Source organism: Streptococcus sp. 27098_8_66, from assembly GCF_041431945.1.
GTDB classification, from domain to species: Bacteria; Bacillota; Bacilli; order Lactobacillales; family Streptococcaceae; genus Streptococcus; species Streptococcus dentalis.
Genome location: NZ_JAPVYS010000014.1, coordinates 1 through 17764 on the forward strand (window position 1 = coordinate 1; position 17764 = coordinate 17764).

Annotated in this window: 31 protein-coding genes; all 31 read right to left on the minus strand. The window is 40.6% G+C overall.

What is annotated here, in order from left to right; all coding sequences use genetic code 11:
• Positions 1–209: 209 nt before the first annotated feature.
• Positions 210–1481: a gamma-glutamylcysteine synthetase gene (locus tag O3642_RS08895; RefSeq protein ID WP_371605822.1), complete on the minus strand. Its 1272-nt coding sequence runs from the start codon at positions 1479–1481 to the stop codon at positions 210–212.
• A gap of 255 nt (positions 1482–1736) precedes the next feature.
• The gene (gene rplQ / locus O3642_RS08900; protein ID WP_003002399.1) at positions 1737–2123 is read right to left on the minus strand and encodes a 50S ribosomal protein L17; all 387 of its coding nucleotides are present in this window, start codon (positions 2121–2123) and stop codon (positions 1737–1739) included.
• A gap of 11 nt (positions 2124–2134) precedes the next feature.
• On the minus strand, positions 2135–3073 hold the full coding sequence (locus O3642_RS08905) for a DNA-directed RNA polymerase subunit alpha (protein WP_003009635.1): 939 nt from the start codon (positions 3071–3073) through the stop codon (positions 2135–2137).
• A 45-nt stretch (positions 3074–3118) separates the two neighbouring features.
• Positions 3119–3502: a 30S ribosomal protein S11 gene (gene rpsK / locus O3642_RS08910; protein ID WP_003010879.1), complete on the minus strand. Its 384-nt coding sequence runs from the start codon at positions 3500–3502 to the stop codon at positions 3119–3121.
• Between the two features lie 23 nt (positions 3503–3525).
• On the minus strand, positions 3526–3891 hold the full coding sequence (gene rpsM / locus O3642_RS08915; protein ID WP_003009631.1) for a 30S ribosomal protein S13: 366 nt from the start codon (positions 3889–3891) through the stop codon (positions 3526–3528).
• 17 nt (positions 3892–3908) lie between these two features.
• The gene (gene rpmJ / locus O3642_RS08920; RefSeq protein WP_001808836.1) at positions 3909–4025 is read right to left on the minus strand and encodes a 50S ribosomal protein L36; all 117 of its coding nucleotides are present in this window, start codon (positions 4023–4025) and stop codon (positions 3909–3911) included.
• A 23-nt stretch (positions 4026–4048) separates the two neighbouring features.
• Positions 4049–4267, minus strand: a complete 219-nt coding sequence (gene infA, locus O3642_RS08925; RefSeq protein WP_001029883.1) for a translation initiation factor IF-1 — start codon at positions 4265–4267, stop codon at positions 4049–4051.
• Positions 4268–4383: 116 nt separating this feature from the next.
• Positions 4384–5040 carry an adenylate kinase gene (locus O3642_RS08930; RefSeq protein ID WP_003010875.1) on the minus strand — a complete coding sequence of 219 codons (657 nt, stop codon included), beginning with the start codon at positions 5038–5040 and terminating at the stop codon, positions 4384–4386.
• Positions 5041–5136: 96 nt separating this feature from the next.
• Positions 5137–6447 (minus strand): preprotein translocase subunit SecY, encoded by a 1311-nt coding sequence (gene secY / locus O3642_RS08935; RefSeq protein WP_003010849.1) that lies wholly within the window; start codon positions 6445–6447, stop codon positions 5137–5139.
• A 12-nt stretch (positions 6448–6459) separates the two neighbouring features.
• Positions 6460–6900 carry a 50S ribosomal protein L15 gene (gene rplO / locus O3642_RS08940; protein WP_371605823.1) on the minus strand — a complete coding sequence of 147 codons (441 nt, stop codon included), beginning with the start codon at positions 6898–6900 and terminating at the stop codon, positions 6460–6462.
• Between the two features lie 153 nt (positions 6901–7053).
• The gene (gene rpmD / locus O3642_RS08945) at positions 7054–7236 is read right to left on the minus strand and encodes a 50S ribosomal protein L30 (RefSeq protein ID WP_002894509.1); all 183 of its coding nucleotides are present in this window, start codon (positions 7234–7236) and stop codon (positions 7054–7056) included.
• 14 nt (positions 7237–7250) lie between these two features.
• Entirely contained in the window at positions 7251–7745 is a 495-nt protein-coding gene (rpsE, locus tag O3642_RS08950) for a 30S ribosomal protein S5 (RefSeq protein ID WP_003009617.1), read from the minus strand.
• 17 nt (positions 7746–7762) lie between these two features.
• Positions 7763–8119 (minus strand): 50S ribosomal protein L18, encoded by a 357-nt coding sequence (gene rplR / locus O3642_RS08955; protein WP_003010871.1) that lies wholly within the window; start codon positions 8117–8119, stop codon positions 7763–7765.
• 83 nt (positions 8120–8202) lie between these two features.
• Positions 8203–8739: a 50S ribosomal protein L6 gene (gene rplF, locus O3642_RS08960; protein WP_003010839.1), complete on the minus strand. Its 537-nt coding sequence runs from the start codon at positions 8737–8739 to the stop codon at positions 8203–8205.
• A 189-nt stretch (positions 8740–8928) separates the two neighbouring features.
• Positions 8929–9327 (minus strand): 30S ribosomal protein S8, encoded by a 399-nt coding sequence (gene rpsH, locus O3642_RS08965; RefSeq protein ID WP_003010897.1) that lies wholly within the window; start codon positions 9325–9327, stop codon positions 8929–8931.
• A 211-nt stretch (positions 9328–9538) separates the two neighbouring features.
• Positions 9539–9724 carry a type Z 30S ribosomal protein S14 gene (locus tag O3642_RS08970; RefSeq protein ID WP_001085699.1) on the minus strand — a complete coding sequence of 62 codons (186 nt, stop codon included), beginning with the start codon at positions 9722–9724 and terminating at the stop codon, positions 9539–9541.
• Between the two features lie 17 nt (positions 9725–9741).
• The gene (rplE, locus tag O3642_RS08975) at positions 9742–10284 is read right to left on the minus strand and encodes a 50S ribosomal protein L5 (protein ID WP_003009606.1); all 543 of its coding nucleotides are present in this window, start codon (positions 10282–10284) and stop codon (positions 9742–9744) included.
• Positions 10285–10307: 23 nt separating this feature from the next.
• Positions 10308–10613, minus strand: a complete 306-nt coding sequence (gene rplX / locus O3642_RS08980) for a 50S ribosomal protein L24 (RefSeq protein ID WP_003002315.1) — start codon at positions 10611–10613, stop codon at positions 10308–10310.
• Between the two features lie 74 nt (positions 10614–10687).
• Complete coding sequence (gene rplN, locus O3642_RS08985) at positions 10688–11056, minus strand: 50S ribosomal protein L14 (RefSeq protein WP_003002384.1); 369 nt, start codon at positions 11054–11056, stop codon at positions 10688–10690.
• Between the two features lie 25 nt (positions 11057–11081).
• Positions 11082–11342 (minus strand): 30S ribosomal protein S17, encoded by a 261-nt coding sequence (gene rpsQ / locus O3642_RS08990; protein WP_000440801.1) that lies wholly within the window; start codon positions 11340–11342, stop codon positions 11082–11084.
• Between the two features lie 23 nt (positions 11343–11365).
• Positions 11366–11572: a 50S ribosomal protein L29 gene (rpmC, locus tag O3642_RS08995; protein ID WP_003002350.1), complete on the minus strand. Its 207-nt coding sequence runs from the start codon at positions 11570–11572 to the stop codon at positions 11366–11368.
• 9 nt (positions 11573–11581) lie between these two features.
• Complete coding sequence (gene rplP / locus O3642_RS09000) at positions 11582–11995, minus strand: 50S ribosomal protein L16 (RefSeq protein WP_000960947.1); 414 nt, start codon at positions 11993–11995, stop codon at positions 11582–11584.
• A gap of 3 nt (positions 11996–11998) precedes the next feature.
• Positions 11999–12652 carry a 30S ribosomal protein S3 gene (rpsC, locus tag O3642_RS09005; RefSeq protein ID WP_003002336.1) on the minus strand — a complete coding sequence of 218 codons (654 nt, stop codon included), beginning with the start codon at positions 12650–12652 and terminating at the stop codon, positions 11999–12001.
• 12 nt (positions 12653–12664) lie between these two features.
• The gene (gene rplV, locus O3642_RS09010; protein ID WP_371605824.1) at positions 12665–13009 is read right to left on the minus strand and encodes a 50S ribosomal protein L22; all 345 of its coding nucleotides are present in this window, start codon (positions 13007–13009) and stop codon (positions 12665–12667) included.
• 11 nt (positions 13010–13020) lie between these two features.
• Entirely contained in the window at positions 13021–13302 is a 282-nt protein-coding gene (gene rpsS, locus O3642_RS09015; protein WP_000533766.1) for a 30S ribosomal protein S19, read from the minus strand.
• A 96-nt stretch (positions 13303–13398) separates the two neighbouring features.
• Positions 13399–14232, minus strand: a complete 834-nt coding sequence (gene rplB / locus O3642_RS09020) for a 50S ribosomal protein L2 (RefSeq protein WP_000512900.1) — start codon at positions 14230–14232, stop codon at positions 13399–13401.
• A gap of 17 nt (positions 14233–14249) precedes the next feature.
• Entirely contained in the window at positions 14250–14546 is a 297-nt protein-coding gene (locus O3642_RS09025) for a 50S ribosomal protein L23 (protein ID WP_003009593.1), read from the minus strand.
• Positions 14546–15169, minus strand: coding sequence for a 50S ribosomal protein L4 (rplD, locus tag O3642_RS09030; RefSeq protein ID WP_003010827.1), 624 nt, complete (start codon positions 15167–15169; stop codon positions 14546–14548). The genes O3642_RS09025 and rplD overlap by 1 nt, the downstream gene beginning before the upstream one ends.
• Positions 15170–15193: 24 nt before the next feature.
• On the minus strand, positions 15194–15820 hold the full coding sequence (gene rplC, locus O3642_RS09035; protein ID WP_003010846.1) for a 50S ribosomal protein L3: 627 nt from the start codon (positions 15818–15820) through the stop codon (positions 15194–15196).
• Between the two features lie 81 nt (positions 15821–15901).
• Complete coding sequence (gene rpsJ / locus O3642_RS09040) at positions 15902–16210, minus strand: 30S ribosomal protein S10 (protein ID WP_003009585.1); 309 nt, start codon at positions 16208–16210, stop codon at positions 15902–15904.
• Between the two features lie 389 nt (positions 16211–16599).
• Positions 16600–17742 carry a tRNA guanosine(34) transglycosylase Tgt gene (gene tgt, locus O3642_RS09045; protein WP_003002324.1) on the minus strand — a complete coding sequence of 381 codons (1143 nt, stop codon included), beginning with the start codon at positions 17740–17742 and terminating at the stop codon, positions 16600–16602.
• Positions 17743–17764: the final 22 nt, after the last annotated feature.

A 17764-nucleotide genomic window follows, 5' to 3' on the forward strand; every position in this document is an offset into this window, starting at 1 on the left:
TTTATTGTTCAGTTACTATAACTTGCGTTATAGCGCCCTGCACATTGGTTCGTCTTGTTCAGTTTTCAAAGGTCTTTGTCGCTCTCGCGCGACAACTATATTAGTATATCATGACCTACTCTTACTGTCAACACTTTTTTTAAAAAAATTTTATTTTATTGAAAGTTTTTTGAGGGTATCAAAAAAATCCTGTAATACGGGCTTTTCTATTAGTCAAGTTCTTTGTTGATGATTAGAAATTTTTCTTCTCCGTAGCCTCTTTTTATTAAACCTGATCTAGCTATGTCTATAAGATCTTTTGAAAAGGATTGAATGGCTTCTTTTTCCTTATCACTTAGAATTTTCTTTGAATATTTCTTTCTAAGTTTTCGATAGTCCTGTTCTTCATTTTTAAAAAATGGGCAATGTTCTAAATAATTTTCCATTTTTTCTAATTGTACAAATAAGCCTAGTTCAAAAGCTATCGGGGAAAAAGTGGTTTCTAATGGTTGTGTACAAACACTTCTAAATTCTACTGTCCCACGGGCAGTTAGATTCTGGAATTGGTAACTTCGATGCTGTTTTAGGTCTTCTTTTGCAGGTATGATGATTTTTTCGTTTCCATCAGTTGTATAGGCTGTGATTTCTTTTTGTTCTAGATAGTCTTTTACGCGAATAGGTTTAAAACAAAAGGATTTATCTTCTCTAGTTGCAGTAAAAACAGCTGTGCAAGCAAGATTATTAAAATACTCTTCTTCACTTTGGTAGTCCTTTGGATAAATCCCTACATTCTCCTTATAATAACCATGTAAGGATTCTTCCCAGAAAATATCTCTGGCAATTTTTGTATCCCAAGACTCTGCTGAAAATTCTGAGTTAGAAAACAAATATGCTTTTGCTGTTTCAATTTTATTAAATGCATTAATGATGCGAATATAGTTACCGCGCCTCACATCCAATTGAACCTGGTTTCCGCATATAAATGCTCCGTACGAAGGATAGGAGTGTGTCTTCATCCCTGTACCATTCATTGCAAGGAAAGCCATTAACATCTTGTATCGTTCGATTTTCACTGGGCTATTATCATTTTCTTTCCAAAAAGGATGGATTCCGTGCCCTTGAATTTCGTGATTATTTTCTTGTAAAATCGGTTGAATGATCTTCAAATAGTCCTCAAAACGTTTGGCCACCTCATTTATAGAACAAGCTCTCTCAAATGCAAATTCAATTGTATTGTAACTCAACTCAAATAGAATACGATCTTTAGAAGAGCAGTGAATCAATTGAATGGGATTTTGATTGTCATCTATTTTTTCAACTTCAAAATCTGATAAGTTTGCTAAGGTTCGAAAAAGATTTTTCGTCACCTCTATATTTGTTTTGTTTCCATTTGTTTCTACAATCGGAAACTCTAATTCAACTCCGACAAAGAGTTTCGAATCCTCTTTCATATTACTAAGGTACTTCTCTTTTAGTAATTTAATTGCTTGTTGTTTTGTCATTGAATCCTTTTTTCTTCTGTTGGAGATATGGGTTCCATTATATCATTTTTTGCTATTCTCGACTACTCATGAAAAGAAAGACAAAACGCCTGCTTACGAAATTGTTTTAAATTAAAGCAATTTCGTAAACAAGCGTCTACCATTCATTCAATATGATGAGTGTTCCCGCTGGGGAAAATCCCCAGCGGTAGACCAGAGCTAGACTAAGAATAACAGTGTATTCCATCATCATAACACTCAACAAAATTGATGATATTATACCAATTCGATGATAGCCATTGGCGCAGCATCACCACGACGTGGTTCAGTTTTAAGGATACGAGTATATCCACCATTGCGCTCAGCATAACGAGGTGCTAGTTCAGAGAACAATTTTTGAAGTGCAGTTGTTTCTGAGTATTTACCTGTTTCTTCATCAAAGTTTTGTGATGCAACTTCGTTACGTACGAATGCAGCAGCTTGACGACGTGCATGCAAATCACCACGTTTACCCAAAGTAATCATTTTTTCAACTGATTTACGGATTTCTTTCGCACGTGCTTCAGTTGTTACAATTGCTTCATTGATGATAAGATCTGTTGTCAAATCGCGAAGCATCGCTTTACGTTGTGAGCTAGTGCGTCCTAGTTTACGGTAAGCCATGTATTCCTCCTCTATTTATCGTTTTTTAACCCAAGGCCTAAGTCGGCAAGTTTGATTTTAACTTCTTCAAGACTCTTACGTCCCAAGTTACGAACTTTCATCATTTCTGCTTCTGATTTTTCAGTCAAATCGTAAACAGTATTAATGCCAGCACGTTTCAAACAGTTATATGAACGAACTGAAAGATCTAATTCTTCGATCGTACGTTCTAAAATGCGATCATCAGAAGTTGTATCTACTTCCTTCATAACATCTGTTGCAATAGCAATTTCAGTTAAGTTTGTGAATAGATTTAGGTGTTCTGTCAAAATACGGGCAGACAAACCTAAGGCATCTTCTGGAATAATTGTCCCATTTGTCAAAATTTCAAGGGTTAGCTTGTCAAAGCCATCGTTGCTACCAACGCGTGCTGGTTCAACTTGATAATTGACTTTTGTCACTGGCGTATAGATTGAATCTACAGCAAGTGTTCCCACTGGTGCATCATCTTTTTTGTTTTGATCAGCTGGAACATAGCCACGTCCACTGTTTACAGTAAGCGTTGCTTTCAACGATGCTCCTTCTCCGATTGTAAATAGATAATGATCAGGGTTTACAATTTCGATGTCACTATCCGTAAGAATGTCTCCAGCAGTTACTTCTGCAGGTCCTTCTACATCAAGTTCAATAATCTTTTCGTCTTGGACGTAAGATTTAACGGCGATTCCTTTAACGTTAAGAATAATTTGCATAACGTCTTCACGGACTCCTGGAACGGTATCAAATTCGTGGAGTACACCTTCAATGTTAATTGAAGTGACAGCTGCACCTGGAAGTGAAGCCAGAAGTACACGACGAAGTGAGTTTCCAAGTGTTGTACCATAGCCACGTTCAAGTGGTTCTACGACAAACACGCCATAATCTTTGTTTTCATCAATTTTTGTTATATTTGGTTTTTCAAACTCAATCATTTGCTATACTCCCTCTTAAACGAAAAGCTGTGTAATTGTTGATGATTATACACGGCGACGTTTTGGAGGACGAGCACCATTGTGTGGTACAGGAGTTACATCGCGGATTGCAGTTACTTCAAGACCAGCAGCAGCAAGTGCACGAATAGCAGACTCACGACCTGAACCAGGACCTTTAACAGATACTTCAACAGATTTAAGTCCATGTTCTTGAGCAGCCTTTGCAGCAGCTTCTGATGCCATTTGAGCAGCAAATGGTGTAGATTTACGAGAACCTTTAAATCCAAGTGCACCTGCAGATGACCAAGCGATTGCGTTACCATGCACATCAGTAATCATAACAATTGTGTTGTTAAATGTAGCGTGAATATGGGCAATACCAGATTCGATATTCTTTTTCACACGACGTTTACGTGTTGGTTTAGCCAAGATTTTTACCTCCTTATTTTATTTTATTTTTTCTTACCTGCAATCGCAACAGCTTTACCTTTACGAGTGCGAGCATTATTTTTAGTGTTTTGTCCACGAACTGGAAGTCCACGACGGTGACGGATACCACGGTATGAACCGATTTCCATCAAGCGTTTAATGTTCAAGTTTACTTCACGACGAAGGTCGCCTTCAACTTTGATTGCGTCAACTTCACGACGGATAGCATCTTCTTGATCTGGTGTAAGATCACGAACACGAATGTCTTCAGAAACGCCTGCAGCAGCAAGGATTTTCTTAGATGTTGGAAGTCCGATACCGTACACATAAGTCAATGAAATTACTACACGTTTGTCATTTGGAATGTCAACTCCAGCAATACGAGCCATGTTTTCTCCTTTCTATTTTATCCTTGACGTTGTTTGTGTTTTGGATTTGCTGGGCAAATTACCATAACACGACCATTACGACGAATTACTTTACAGTATTCGCAAATTGGTTTGACCGATGGTCTTACTTTCATTTTTATCCCTCCAAGTTTTTCGACTATTTAAAGCGGTATGTGATACGTCCACGTGTCAAATCATACGGACTCATCTCCACTGTAACACGATCTCCCGCTAAAATACGAATATAGTTTTTACGAATTTTACCAGAAACTGTTGCTAAAATCTGATGTCCATTTTCAAGTTCAACCGTAAACATAGCATTCGGCATCGTATCGACTACTTTGCCTTCTACTTCAATCACATCGTCTTTTGCCACGCAAAAGTACCTCCATAAATTTCGATTCATTCCTCTGAGCACAGAGGTAACAATTATAAGTCAGACTAACTAATTGTAACACTAGTTGTCCAATATTGCAAGCATGAAAAACGCTTTTATTTCAAATTTGACAAGACTTTTTCAATGTCTGAAAATACATCATTGATATCTTGGTTCCCTTGGATGTCATGTACGAGTCCTTTTGAACGATAAAATGCAATGATTGGTTCTCCTTGTGCAATATTGACGTCCAAACGACGTTTAACCGTTTCTGGTTTGTCATCTTCACGTTGGTAGAAATCATGACCTTGACAGTTATCACAAGTTCCTTCAACTTTTGTAGGATTAAATACTTTGTGGTAAGTTGCACCACAAGTACGGCAGATGAATCGACCACTCAAACGTTCTAATAAGCTTTCTGGGTTCACTTCAATGTTGATGACACCTTCTAACGTGATACCAAGATCTGACAAAGTTTGATCCAAGGCATGAGCTTGTTCAATTGTCCGTGGATAACCATCCAAAAGGAAACCTGTTTCTTTAATATCATCTTGAGCAAGGCGTTCTTTTACGATTCCATTGGTTACCTCATCTGGGACCAATTCACCCTTGTCAATGTATGATTTTGCAAGCACACCCATTTCAGTTTGGTTAGCCATCGCTGCGCGGAACATATCTCCAGTTGAGATGTGCGCTACGTGAAACTCTTCAACGATTTTAGCTGCTTGAGTTCCTTTACCTGCTCCAGGCAACCCCATAATTAAAAGATTCATGATGAATACTCCTTATTTTGTTTTTAAATGGAAGCAGGAGCGAATTCCTATTTCCATTTGAAAACAAAATAGAAGGCTGACAAAGTCAACCTTATTCTATTCTGTTGTTGTGTCCATAAATCCGACATACTTACGTTTTAATAAGTAGCCTTCTAATTGTTTCATTCCCTCAATACCTGTTGAAATAATGATTAACAAACTAGTTCCTCCAAGAGCAACTGCATCTGTCAAACCAAATAAATCTCGAGCTAGGATTGGAATGATGGTAATAAAGCCAAGGAATACTGATCCGACACTTGCTAAACGACGTAGCAAACGAGACATAAACTCTTCTGTCCCCTTACCAGGACGAACGCCTGGGATATAGGCACCACTCTTTTGAAGGTTTTCTGCCGTTTTTTCAGGATTGATCTGAACAAACGTGTAGAAGAAGGTGAAGAGAATGATCAATAAGGCATACATTGCAACACCAGTTGGTGTGTTTGTAGCCAACATGGCTTGAGCTGTTCTCACCCATCCTGCATTGTAACCCATAGCGCTAATCACTTGGAAAATTGCAGCAGGCGCTGCTGTAATCGAACTAGCGAAGATGACAGGAATAACTCCTGCTGGGTTTACTTTCAAAGGAAGGTAAGAACTTGATGGAGCTCCTTGTGCAATCTTTGTATATTGGATTGGAATCTTGTATTGTGCTTGCTCTACAAAGGTTGTAAAGTAAACAATAACCAAGACCGCAAGGATTAATACCCCGACAAAAATGAGGGAATTGGTCATTTGACCAGAACGAACGTTCACAAATGCATTTTCATAGATTTCTTTAATCATCTCAGGAATTGATGACACAATCCCCGCAAAGATAATCATTGAAACACCATTTCCGTATCCTTTATCTGTGATTTGTTCTCCAAGCCAAGTCACAATCATGGAACCGGTCGTCAGAATCGCACCGATTAATAGATAAGTCTTAGTATTTGGAGTTGCGACTAATTTCGCCTGAGACAAGGTGTGGAAGGTTGCTGTAATCCCGATGGATTGAACAAAGGCTAGAACCAAAGAAATATAGCGTGTTGCTTGGTTGAGCTTTCTTCGACCAACTTCCCCTTGTTTGCCCCATTCAACAAACTTAGGTAACAGATCCATTTGCAAAAGTTGAACGACGATCGAAGCTGTGATGTATGGGCTAACCCCTAATGCGAAAACTGAGAAGTTCCTCATGGCATTCCCAGAAACCAAACTGAGCATGTTCAAGAAGGACACATCTTGAAGGTTGTTCAGAATTTTCGCATTTACGCCAGGCACTGTAATCGTAGTTCCAATGCGGAAAACAAGAATGATAAAGATTGTAAACAAAATCTTTGATCGTACCTGTTTTACCTTAAAAGCATCTTTTAATAATTTAAAAAACATAGGTCACCTCACTTAGATGACTTCAACTGAACCACCCTTAGCAGTGATAGCTTCTTCAGCTGATTTAGAGAATTTAGCTGCTTTAACAGTCAACTTCTTAGTCAATTCTCCGTTACCAAGAATTTTGATACCTGATTTTTCAGCTTTTACAATTCCTGATTCTACAAGTTCTACTGGAGTTACTTCAGCACCATCTTCAAAGGCGTTCAATTGATCAAGGTTCACAATAGCATATTCTTTAGCGTTGATGTTTGTAAATCCACGTTTTGGAAGACGACGGAACAATGGAGTTTGTCCACCTTCAAAACCAAGACGTACACCGCCACCGCTACGAGCTTTTTGACCTTTTTGACCACGGCCAGAAGTTTTACCATTACCAGATGAAGTACCACGACCAACACGGTTGCGGACTTTACGTGAACCTGTAGCAGGTTGTAATTCATGAAGTTTCATTATTTATTTTCTCCTCTTTTGTAAATTGCTAACGCATGTAATCAGGAAAAGGTGTCCTAACTACAAACTCGCCTATACTTATATTTAGTTTTAGGGGATGAGAACCTCTCATACCCCTGAAAACTTTGTTTCTATTTTAAATATTTAAATAGATTATTTTACTTCTTCAACTGTTACCAAGTGAGATACAGCAGTGATCATACCACGTACCGCTGGGTTATCTTCTTTAATAACAGAGCTGTTCAATTTGCCAAGTCCAAGTGCTACAACAGTTTTACGTTGTGACGGGATGCGTCCGATTGGAGACTTAGTCAAAGTAATTTTAATTTGAGCCATTTGAATCTCCTTTCTTAAGCCAAGTCAGAAACTGAAATACCACGAAGGGCAGCAACTTCATCAGCGCGTTTCAATTGTGCCAAACCGTTAACAGTTGCACGAACGATGTTGATTGGAGTGTTTGATCCAAGTGATTTAGATGTAACATCTGCAATACCTGCCAATTCGACAACGGCACGAACTGCTCCACCTGCAGCAACCCCAGCCCCTTCGATAGCTGGTTTCAACAATACACGAGCTCCACCAAATACTGATGTTACTTCATGTGGAATTGTTGTTCCAACCATAGGAACTTCGATCAAGTTTTTCTTAGCATCTTCAACAGCCTTACGGATTGCTTCTGGAACTTCTTGAGCTTTACCAGTACCAAATCCAACACGGCCATTACGGTCACCAACAACTACAAGAGCTGCAAAACGAAGACGACGTCCACCTTTAACAACTTTTGTTACACGGTTGATGGCAACTACGCGTTCTTCAAGTTCAACTGCATTATCTTTAAATGCCATTTTCTAGTGTCCTCCTATTAGAATTTCAATCCGTTTTCACGAGCTGCATCAGCCAAAGCTTTAACACGTCCGTGATATAGATATCCACCGCGGTCGAACACCACTTCAGAAATACCTTTAGCAACTGCACGTTCAGCAACGAGTTTGCCGACAACAACGGCTTGTTCAGTTTTAGTTCCTTTTGAAACTTCTTTGTCAAGAGTTGAAGCGCTTGCGAGCGTTACACCCGCTACGTCATCAATTACTTGAGCGTAGATGCCTGTATTAGAACGGAATACGTTCAAACGTGGGCGATCAGCAGTTCCAGAGAGTTTTCCGCGAACGCGACGGTGGCGTTTTTGACGGATTTTGTTTTTATCTGGTTTCGAAATCACAATTTTCACCTCTTAATTTTAAAATCATGTGCTAAGCACTGAGTTGGTAAGATGAAGGTTGGTTGAAAAACAACCAAACTACATTATTTACCAGTTTTACCTTCTTTGCGGCGAACGTATTCACCAACATAACGGATCCCTTTACCTTTGTATGGTTCAGGTGAACGAAGGCTACGTACATAAGCAGCTGTTTGACCAACTACTTCTTTTGAAATTCCGCTAACAACAATTGTTGTTGGGTTTGGAAGTTCAAAAGTAATTCCTTCTGGAGCTTCAACTTCGTCTGGGTGTGATTTACCAACAGCCAAAACAAGTTTTGATCCTTGAAGTTGTGCACGGTATCCAACCCCGCGCATTTCAAGTTCTTTCTTGAATCCTTCTGATACACCAGTAACCATGTTGTTCAAAAGGGCACGAGTTGTTCCGTGGATTGTTTTCATTTCTTTTGAATCGTTTGGACGGTGAAGTGTTACTTCAGTACCTTCCACACGGATTTCAATATCTTTTGAGAACGTACGAGTAAGTTCTCCTTTAGGTCCTTTTACAGTTACAACGTTGTCATTGTTAGTGATTTCAACACCAGCAGGCAACACGATAACTTTATTACCAATACGTGACATGTTTTTTATTCTCCTGTTAAATTGTCAGACCTTTGCAGGCCAGTTTTCACGGGGTTTAAATCTTTTTGATTTAAAAGTTAATGTTTAGGTCTCAATTTCTAAGTGAATCGAGGCATTATCTCGCAGACATAACTTTGGGTTAGGCAAGAGACAATAACGAAGAGTCACAACGAAATTGGGAGCTAAATATTACCAAACGTAAGCGATAACTTCTCCACCGACGTTCTTTTGGCGTGCTTCTTTATCAGTAAGCAAACCTTCAGAAGTTGAAAGGATAGCAATTCCAAGTCCGTTAAGAACTTTTGGAAGATCTTCACGTTTTTTGTAAACACGCAAACCTGGTTTAGATACACGTTTCAAGTTTGTGATAACTTTTTCACCGTTTTGTCCGTATTTCAAGAATACACGGATGATGCCTTGTTTGTCATCTTCGATGAATTCAACGTTTTTTACAAAACCTTCGCGTTTAAGGATTTCAGCAATCCCTTTTTTGATGTTTGATGCAGGTACTTCAAGTACTTCGTGTTTTGCTTGGTTAGCGTTACGAATACGTGTAAGGAAGTCTGCGATTGGGTCAGTCATAACCATTATAATTTCTCCTCTTACTAGTAGTTTGCAAGTTGCACTTGCTAGTTAATGATTGAGCTAGGCTCAGAAAGTTTTGATACATACAAATGAGCATTTCTCATTTGAACACGAGCTACAACCTGGGCAAAAAAGATAGATTTGTCTTGGAGCAGAGCTCCTGCACCAAACCTCCTATTTTTGCTGGGGTTGTTACTCTCTTTGTATCATGCTATTACCAAGATGCTTTTGTGACACCTGGAATTTGACCTTTGTATGCCAATTCACGGAAGCAAACACGGCAAAGTTTAAACTTGCGGTAAACTGAGTGTGGACGTCCACAACGTTCACAGCGAGTGTATGCTTGAGTAGAGAACTTCGCTGGGCGTTTGTTCTTAGCAATCATAGATTTTTTAGCCATTAGTTTTACCTCCTATATTATTTTGCAAACGGCATACCGAGGCCAGTAAGCAATGCACGTGATTCTTCGTCTGTGTTCGCTGTAGTTACGATTACGATATCCAAACCACGAGTTTTATCAACATCATCAAAGTTGATTTCTGGGAAGATCAATTGTTCTTTCACACCAAGTGTGTAGTTTCCGCGTCCATCAAATGATTTTGTCGGAACACCATGGAAGTCACGTACACGTGGAAGTGAAACTGTTACCAATTTATCCAAGAATTCGTACATACGTTCACCACGAAGGGTAACTTTTGCACCGATCGCAACACCTTCACGAAGACGGAAGCCGGCGATTGATTTTTTAGCCTTAGTGATCAATGGTTTTTGACCTGAGATCAAAGCAAGCTCTTCAGCAGCTTTTTCAAGGTTTTTAGCATTTGATACTGCATCACCAACACCCATGTTCAAAACGATTTTATCAACTTTTGGCACAGCCATAACTGATGAATAGTTGAACTGTTCAGTCAATGATGGTACTACTTCATTAAGGTATTTTTCTTTTAAACGATTAGCCATTATACTTCTCCTTTCCTTCGTGATTAGTCAAGCACTTCGCCTGATTTTTTGTTGTAGCGAACTTTTTTGCCGTCTACAAATTTGTAGCCAACACGTCCAGCAACACCGTTTTTGTCCAAAACTTGAACGTTAGAAGCATGGATTGGAGCTTCTTTTTCAACGATTGCACCTTGAGGGTTTTCGTTATTTGGACGTTGGTGTTTCTTGATGATGTTTACACCTTCTACAACAACTTTATTTACTTTTGGAAGAGCAGTAAGAACAACAGCTTCTACGCCTTTGTCTTTACCAGCGATAACGCGAACTTTGTCGCCTTTTTTTACAAACATTTTATTCTCCTTTTATTCTTACGCCCGATGGGCACCCTGGCTAAGCCAGGGGACTGTGTTTGTTTTTTTATTGATTAAAGTACTTCTGGAGCAAGTGATACGATCTTCATGAAACCACCGTCACGCAATTCACGTGCAACTGGGCCAAAGATACGAGTTCCACGAGGAGTTTTGTCGTCACGGATGATCACTGCTGCATTTTCGTCGAACTTGATGTATGAACCATCTTTACGACGAGCACCTGATTTAGTACGAACGATAACAGCTTTTACAACGTCACCTTTCTTAACCGCACCACCAGGAGTAGCTTGTTTTACAGATGCAACGATTACATCACCGATGCTCGCGAATTTACGTTTTGAACCACCAAGAACTTTGATTGTCAAGATTTCGCGTGCGCCACTGTTGTCAGCGACTTTCAAACGAGTTTCTGTTTGAATCATTTACGTTTTCTCCTTTCAGGTATGATTAGATGATGACCGCTTCTTCAACGACTTCTACAAGACGGAAGCGTTTTGTAGCTGAAAGCGGACGAGTTTCCATGATACGAACGATATCGCCTTCTTTAGCAACATTGTTTTCATCATGAGCTTTGTATTTTTTAGAATAGTTGATACGTTTACCATAGACTGGGTGGTTACGTTTAGTTTCAACTACAACTGTGATTGTTTTGTCCATTTTGTCAGACACAACGCGTCCAACAAGAACTTTACGATTATTGCGTTCCATTGAAATTCTCCTTCCCTAGTCTATTATTTAGCTTCTGATTGAACAGTTTTGATACGAGCGATTTGTTTTTTCACTTCTTTCAAACGTCCAGTTTGTTCCAATTGACCAGCAGCTGCTTGGAAACGAAGTTCAAACAATTCTTTCTTCAATTCATTTTCACGCTTCGCGAGTTCTTCTTGAGAAAGACCACGAAGTTCTTTAACAAATTCTTTTACTTCTGTAAGTTTCATGACCTCTCCTTATTCTGCTTCACGTTTCACAAATTTAGTTTTAACTGGCAATTTGTGGCTAGCAAGACGAAGTGCTTCGCGTGCGATCTCTTCAGATACACCAGCGATTTCGAACATCACTTTACCACGTTTAACTGGTGCTACCCAACCTTCAGGAGCCCCTTTACCAGATCCCATACGTACCCCGATAGCTTTAGCGGTGTATGATTTGTGTGGGAAAATCTTAATCCAAACTTTACCACCACGTTTCATGTAACGAGTCATGGCGATACGAGCAGCTTCGATTTGACGGTTTGTGATCCAGTGGCTAGTTGTAGCTTGAAGACCGTATTCACCGAATGCTACTTCTTTTCCACCTTTTGCTTCACCGCGCATTTTACCACGGAATTCGCGACGGTGTTTTACACGTTTAGGTACTAACATTGGTTATTTACCTCCTTTAGCGTCTTTACGAGCTGGAAGAACTTCACCACGGTAGATCCATACTTTAACACCAAGTTTACCGTAAGTAGTATCTGCTTCTTCCCAAGCGTAATCGATATCAGCGCGAAGTGTGTGGAGTGGAACAGTTCCTTCAGAGTATCCTTCTGCACGGGCAATATCTGCACCGTTCAAACGACCTGATACTTGAGTTTTGATCCCTTTAGCTCCAGCACGCATAGCACGTTGGATTGCTTGTTTTTGTGCACGACGGAAAGCAACACGTTGTTCCAATTGACGAGCGATTCCTTCACCAACAAGGTGAGCATCCAAGTCAGGACGTTTGATCTCAATGATGTTGATGTGTACTTGTTTACCAGTCAATTTGTTAAGAGCTGCACGAAGTGCATCAACGTTTGCTCCACCTTTACCGATAACCATACCTGGTTTAGCAGTGTGAAGAGAAACGTTAACTTTGTTTACTGCGCGTTCGATTTCAATAGTTGAAACGGCTGCGTCAGCCAATTCTTTTTGAATGAATTTACGGATTGCAAGATCTTCATGAAGGTAATCCGCGTATTCTTTTTCAGCATACCATTTGGCATCCCAATCACGGATGATACCAACACGCATACCAATTGGATGTACTTTTTGACCCACGAGTTTACCTCCTTATTTTTCTGCAACAGCTACTGTGATGTGAGCTGTACGTTTGTTGATTGGTGAAGCTGAACCTTTCGCACGTGGACGGAAACGTTTCATTGTTGGTCCTTCGTTTGCGAATGCTTCAGATACTACCAAGTTAGCTTTTTCCAAACCAAAGTTGTTTTCAGCGTTTGCTACTGCTGAGTTCAACACTTTAAGGATGATCCCTGTAGCTTTGTTTGGTGTGAATGTCAAAATAGCGATGGCATCGGCTACGCTTTTACCACGGATGTTGTCAAGAACAAGACGTGATTTACGAGGTGAAACACGCACTGTACGAGCCATTGCTTTAGCTGAAGTAATTTCTGCCATTTATGTTCTCCTTATTTTCTACGTGTCTTCTTGTCGTCTGCCGCGTGACCTTTGTAAGTACGAGTTGGTGCAAATTCACCAAGCTTGTGACCTACCATGTCTTCTTGGATGTAAACAGGTACATGTTTACGTCCATCATAAACTGCGATAGTGTATCCGATGAAACTTGGGAAGATCGTTGAACGACGTGACCAAGTTTTAATTACTTTCTTCTTTTCGTCGTTTGCTTGAGCTTCAACTTTTTTCATCAAATGCTCATCGACGAAAGGTCCTTTTTTAAGACTACGTCCCATTTTGTAATTTTCTCCTTTAAAATTTAGTACCACAGCGGCTTGCGCTGCTAGGCAGCGCTACCGAGCTGGCGGAAAGTGTAAGCTAGTTGCTTATGATTATTTTTGGTTGCGACGACGAACGATAAGTTTGTCTGATTTCGCTTTCTTGTTACGAGTTTTAAGACCAAGCGCAGGTTTACCCCAAGGAGTAGATGGCGCTTTACGTCCAACTGGTGCTTTACCTTCACCACCACCGTGTGGGTGATCATTCGGGTTCATTACAGAACCACGAACTGTAGGGCGAACACCTTTCCAGCGGTTACGTCCCGCTTTACCAAGGTTTACAAGTCCATGTTGTTCGTTTCCGACAACACCAACTGTAGCACGGCAAGTTCCAAGAATCATACGAACTTCGCCTGATTGAAGACGAACAAGTACATATTTACCTTCAGAACCCAATACTTGAGCAGAAGCTCCAGCAGCACGTACCAATTCTCCACCTTTACCAGGTTTCAATTCGATGTTGTGGATCAAAGTACCAACTGGGATGTTAGCAAGTGGAAGAGCATTTCCGACTTTGATATCTGCTTCTGGTCCTGATACGATGCGTTGACCTACTTCAAGGCCTTTAGGGGCGATGATGTAAGCTTTCACACCGTCAGTGTAGTGTACAAGCGCGATGTTAGCTGAGCGGTTTGGATCGTATTCGATCGTTTTAACGACTGCTTCAACTCCATCTTTATTACGTTTGAAATCGATCAAACGGTAATGACGTTTGTGTCCACCACCTTGGTGACGAACAGTGATACGACCGTTGTTGTTACGACCTGCTTTGTTTTTAAGAGAAACAAGCAAAGTTTTCTCAGGTGTGTTTGTTGTGATTTCAGCGAAATCCAAAGAAGTCATATTACGGCGACCGTTTGTTGTTGGTTTATAAACACGAATTCCCACGATATTTCCTCCTTAGATTATTCAGCTTCAGTAGCAAACAACTCGATTGCTTTAGAATCAGCTGCAAGCGTGATGATAGCTTTTTTAGTTTTTGAAGTAAAACCAGTGTAACGTCCAACGCGTTTTGCTTTAGGTTTTACGTTTACAGTGTTCACATTCGCAACTTTTACACCTTCAAACGCAGCTTCAACAGCTTGTTTGATCAAAAGTTTGTGAGCGCGAGTGTCAACTTCGAATACATATTTGCCTGCTTCAAGTTGAGCCATTGACTTTTCAGTGATAACAGGTTTTTTGATAACATCATACAAATTCATTATGCAAGAACCTCCTCGATTTTAGAGATAGCTGCTTGAGTAACAAGAAGTTTGTCACTATTTGCGATGTCAAGAACACTTGCAGTTGTAGCAGTCGCAACTTTCACGTTTGGAAGGTTACGAGCTGAAAGAGCTGCGAATTCATTTCCTTCTTCAAGAATAACAAGGACTTTAGAATCGATGCTCAAAGCTGCAAGAACTTTTGCAAATTCAGCAGTTTTTGGAGCTGTAAATTCAAGAGAATCAACGGCTACAAATTTGTTTTCAGCAACTTTTTCTGAGTAAACAGATTTAAGTGCAAGGCGACGAACTTTTTGAGGAAGTTTGTACGCATAGTTACGTGGAGTTGGTCCGAAGACGATTCCACCACCACGCCATTGTGGAGAGCGGATAGAACCTTGACGCGCACGTCCAGTTCCTTTTTGACGCCATGGTTTGCGTCCGCCACCTGAAACGGCTGAACGGTTTTTAACTGCGTGAGTTCCTTGACGAAGGCTAGCACGTTGGCTGATGATCACATCAAATACAACTGCTTGGTTTGGTTCGATACCAAAGATCGCATCGTTAAGAACAACTTCGCCCGCTTGTTTACCAGTTTGGTCGAATAATGTTACATTTGCCATTTTGACTGTATTCCCCTTTCCTTATTATTTACCAGCCTTAACTGCTGACTTGATAGTGATAAGAGATTTCTTAGCACCTGGTACGTTACCTTTGATAAGGATAACGTTCTTTTCTGGAACAACTTGTACAACTTCAAGGTTTTGAATTGTTACACGATCGCCACCCATGCGTCCTGCAAGGTTTTTACCTTTGAATACGCGGTTAGGTGCAACAGGTCCCATAGAACCTGGACGACGGTGGTAACGAGAACCGTGAGCCATTGGTCCACGTGATTGTCCGTGGCGTTTGATAACACCTTGGAAACCTTTACCTTTAGAAGTACCAGTTACATCAACAATGTCTCCAGCTTCGAAAGTGTCAACTGTGATTTCAGCACCAACTTCCAAGCCTTCAACGTTTTTGAATTCACGAATGAAGCGCTTAGGAGCCGTGTTAGCTTTTGCTACATGTCCTTTAGCAGGTTTGTTGCTCAATACTTCGCGTTTGTCATCGAAACCAACTTGGATAGCGTTGTAACCATCTGTTTCAACAGTTTTAACTTGAAGAACAACGTTTGGAGTTGCTTCGATAACTGTTACAGGGATCAATTCGCCAGCTTCAGTGAAGATTTGAGTCATTCCCACTTTTTTCCCTAAGATTCCTTTTGTCATGAGAAAATAGTTCCTTTTCTATAGTTTTTTATTCAAAAAGTTTTTAACGAGCGTTTTTTATGCTCTGGATCAAGCTTTAGATTAAAGTTTGATTTCTACGTTTACACCACTTGGAAGATCCAATTTCATCAAAGCGTCAACTGTTTTTTGAGTTGGGTTGATGATGTCGATCAAACGTTTGTGTGTACGCATTTCGAATTGTTCGCGAGAATCTTTGTATTTGTGAGTCGCACGAATGATTGTGTAGAGGCTACGCTCAGTTGGAAGTGGGATTGGACCCGCAACTTGTGCACCTGTACGAGTAGCTGATTCTACGATTTTTGCAGCCGCTGTGTCGAGTGTACGGTGTTCGTACGCTTTCAAACGGATGCGGATTTTTTTGTTTGCCATCTTTTTCTCCTTTTCGTCTATTTAAGATAATAGGCTAGCTCCACAAGAAAACCGACGCGCGTTGCGTGGCAATGCAACCGAGCGTGTCGCAACCTCTTGCATCAAAGCTAATAGCTGTTTTTCACGGCACCATAGTAGTTTAACACAAACAAAGGCCCAATGCAAGGGATTTGAGAAGATTTTTTTCGTTTTTTTGATGAAAGTGTTTTCGAAAGAAATTGAGTACTAAAAAAGTTGCTATTATTTGCTATTATATAGAAAAAAGTTCTACTTTTTCGTAGAACTTTCCATTCTTTTCAACATGAAACTGATCTTGTGATGAATTGACAAGGCTATCTGCTTCATCTTTCATTTTTACCAAAGCGGTCTATAATCTTTCGTGATTCATTCTAGAAATTCCGTCCTGATTTATTATAGCCATATTTTTCTACGAAATGCTCACGGAATTCTAAGAGATTGTCATCCATGATGGCTTGACGGACCAGTTTCATGAGGTTAATCAAGAAGTATAGGTTGTGGTAGCTGGTCAAGCGAATGCCGAAGGTCTCATCTGCCTTGAGGAGGTGGCGAAGATAAGCCCGGGTGTAATTCTTACAAGTATAGCAATCACATTCGGGATCCAGCGGTGTAAAGTCTTCTGCAAATTGCGCATTTTTCACCACCAGGCGTCCTTGACTAGTCATACAGGTACCATTTCGCGCAATCCGCGTCGGCAAGACACAGTCAAACATGTCCACTCCACGAATAACGCCATCGATCAGACTGTCTGGAGCTCCTACTCCCATGAGATAGCGTGGCTTGTTCTCTGGTAATAGCGGAGTTGTGAAATCCAGAACCGCATTCATCTCTTCATGGCTTTCTCCAACAGCTAAGCCACCGATAGAATAGCCTGGGAAGTCCATACTGACCAGATCTTGGGCGGACTGACGGCGCAAATCTTCAAATCCAGCCCCTTGGACAATCCCGAAAAGACCTTGATCATGAGGGCGACGGTGAGCCTTCAGGCCACGTTCTGCCCAACGACTGGTCCGTTCGATTGATTTCTTCACATAATCATAGGGCTGATAGAACTGAGGACATTCATCAAAGGACATCATGATGTCACTTCCTAGATTGTTTTGGATGGAGATGGCCTTTTCTGGAGAGAGGAACATCTTCGAGCCGTTGAGGTGGTTTTTAAAGGTTACCCCTTCTTCAGTGATATTGCGGGTATCCGCCAATGAATAGACCTGGAAACCTCCACTATCTGTCAAAATGGGCTGGTCCCAGTTCATGAACTGGTGCAGTCCACCTGCTTTTGCAACTAGATCATCCCCGGGACGAAGCCAGAGATGGTAGGTGTTGGCCAAGATAATTCCGGAGCCCATTTCCTTGAGTTCTTCTGGCGATTGAGTCTTAACAGTTGCCTGAGTCCCTACAGGCATAAACATTGGGGTCGGGAAGGTCCCGTGAGGAGTGATAATTTCTCCCAGACGAGCACCTGTATGCTTTTCTTTTTTGATTAATCGATATTGAATCGGTGAATCTGTCATGGTTACCTCCGTACTGGGAAAA

What these genes read in the sequence shown, in the direction of transcription:
- O3642_RS08895 (WP_371605822.1), bottom strand. Translation starts at nt 1,481, where the DNA reads ATGACAAAACAACAAGCAATTAAATTACTAAAAGAGAAGTACCTTAGT.
- rplQ (WP_003002399.1), bottom strand. Translation starts at nt 2,123, where the DNA reads ATGGCTTACCGTAAACTAGGACGCACTAGCTCACAACGTAAAGCGATG.
- O3642_RS08905 (WP_003009635.1), bottom strand. Translation starts at nt 3,073, where the DNA reads ATGATTGAGTTTGAAAAACCAAATATAACAAAAATTGATGAAAACAAA.
- rpsM (WP_003009631.1), bottom strand. Translation starts at nt 3,891, where the DNA reads ATGGCTCGTATTGCTGGAGTTGACATTCCAAATGACAAACGTGTAGTA.
- rpmJ (WP_001808836.1), bottom strand. Translation starts at nt 4,025, where the DNA reads ATGAAAGTAAGACCATCGGTCAAACCAATTTGCGAATACTGTAAAGTA.
- O3642_RS08930 (WP_003010875.1), bottom strand. Translation starts at nt 5,040, where the DNA reads ATGAATCTTTTAATTATGGGGTTGCCTGGAGCAGGTAAAGGAACTCAA.
- secY (WP_003010849.1), bottom strand. Translation starts at nt 6,447, where the DNA reads ATGTTTTTTAAATTATTAAAAGATGCTTTTAAGGTAAAACAGGTACGA.
- rplO (WP_371605823.1), bottom strand. Translation starts at nt 6,900, where the DNA reads ATGAAACTTCATGAATTACAACCTGCTACAGGTTCACGTAAAGTCCGC.
- rpmD (WP_002894509.1), bottom strand. Translation starts at nt 7,236, where the DNA reads ATGGCTCAAATTAAAATTACTTTGACTAAGTCTCCAATCGGACGCATC.
- rpsE (WP_003009617.1), bottom strand. Translation starts at nt 7,745, where the DNA reads ATGGCATTTAAAGATAATGCAGTTGAACTTGAAGAACGCGTAGTTGCC.
- rplF (WP_003010839.1), bottom strand. Translation starts at nt 8,739, where the DNA reads ATGTCACGTATTGGTAATAAAGTTATCGTGTTGCCTGCTGGTGTTGAA.
- rpsH (WP_003010897.1), bottom strand. Translation starts at nt 9,327, where the DNA reads ATGGTTATGACTGACCCAATCGCAGACTTCCTTACACGTATTCGTAAC.
- O3642_RS08970 (WP_001085699.1), bottom strand. Translation starts at nt 9,724, where the DNA reads ATGGCTAAAAAATCTATGATTGCTAAGAACAAACGCCCAGCGAAGTTC.
- rplE (WP_003009606.1), bottom strand. Translation starts at nt 10,284, where the DNA reads ATGGCTAATCGTTTAAAAGAAAAATACCTTAATGAAGTAGTACCATCA.
- rplX (WP_003002315.1), bottom strand. Translation starts at nt 10,613, where the DNA reads ATGTTTGTAAAAAAAGGCGACAAAGTTCGCGTTATCGCTGGTAAAGAC.
- rplN (WP_003002384.1), bottom strand. Translation starts at nt 11,056, where the DNA reads ATGATTCAAACAGAAACTCGTTTGAAAGTCGCTGACAACAGTGGCGCA.
- rpsQ (WP_000440801.1), bottom strand. Translation starts at nt 11,342, where the DNA reads ATGGAACGCAATAATCGTAAAGTTCTTGTTGGACGCGTTGTGTCTGAC.
- rpmC (WP_003002350.1), bottom strand. Translation starts at nt 11,572, where the DNA reads ATGAAACTTACAGAAGTAAAAGAATTTGTTAAAGAACTTCGTGGTCTT.
- rplP (WP_000960947.1), bottom strand. Translation starts at nt 11,995, where the DNA reads ATGTTAGTACCTAAACGTGTAAAACACCGTCGCGAATTCCGTGGTAAA.
- rplV (WP_371605824.1), bottom strand. Translation starts at nt 13,009, where the DNA reads ATGGCAGAAATTACTTCAGCTAAAGCAATGGCTCGTACAGTGCGTGTT.
- rpsS (WP_000533766.1), bottom strand. Translation starts at nt 13,302, where the DNA reads ATGGGACGTAGTCTTAAAAAAGGACCTTTCGTCGATGAGCATTTGATG.
- O3642_RS09025 (WP_003009593.1), bottom strand. Translation starts at nt 14,546, where the DNA reads ATGAATTTGTATGATGTTATCAAAAAACCTGTTATCACTGAAAAGTCA.
- rplD (WP_003010827.1), bottom strand. Translation starts at nt 15,169, where the DNA reads ATGGCAAATGTAACATTATTCGACCAAACTGGTAAACAAGCGGGCGAA.
- rplC (WP_003010846.1), bottom strand. Translation starts at nt 15,820, where the DNA reads ATGACAAAAGGAATCTTAGGGAAAAAAGTGGGAATGACTCAAATCTTC.
- rpsJ (WP_003009585.1), bottom strand. Translation starts at nt 16,210, where the DNA reads ATGGCAAACAAAAAAATCCGCATCCGTTTGAAAGCGTACGAACACCGT.
- tgt (WP_003002324.1), bottom strand. Translation starts at nt 17,742, where the DNA reads ATGACAGATTCACCGATTCAATATCGATTAATCAAAAAAGAAAAGCAT.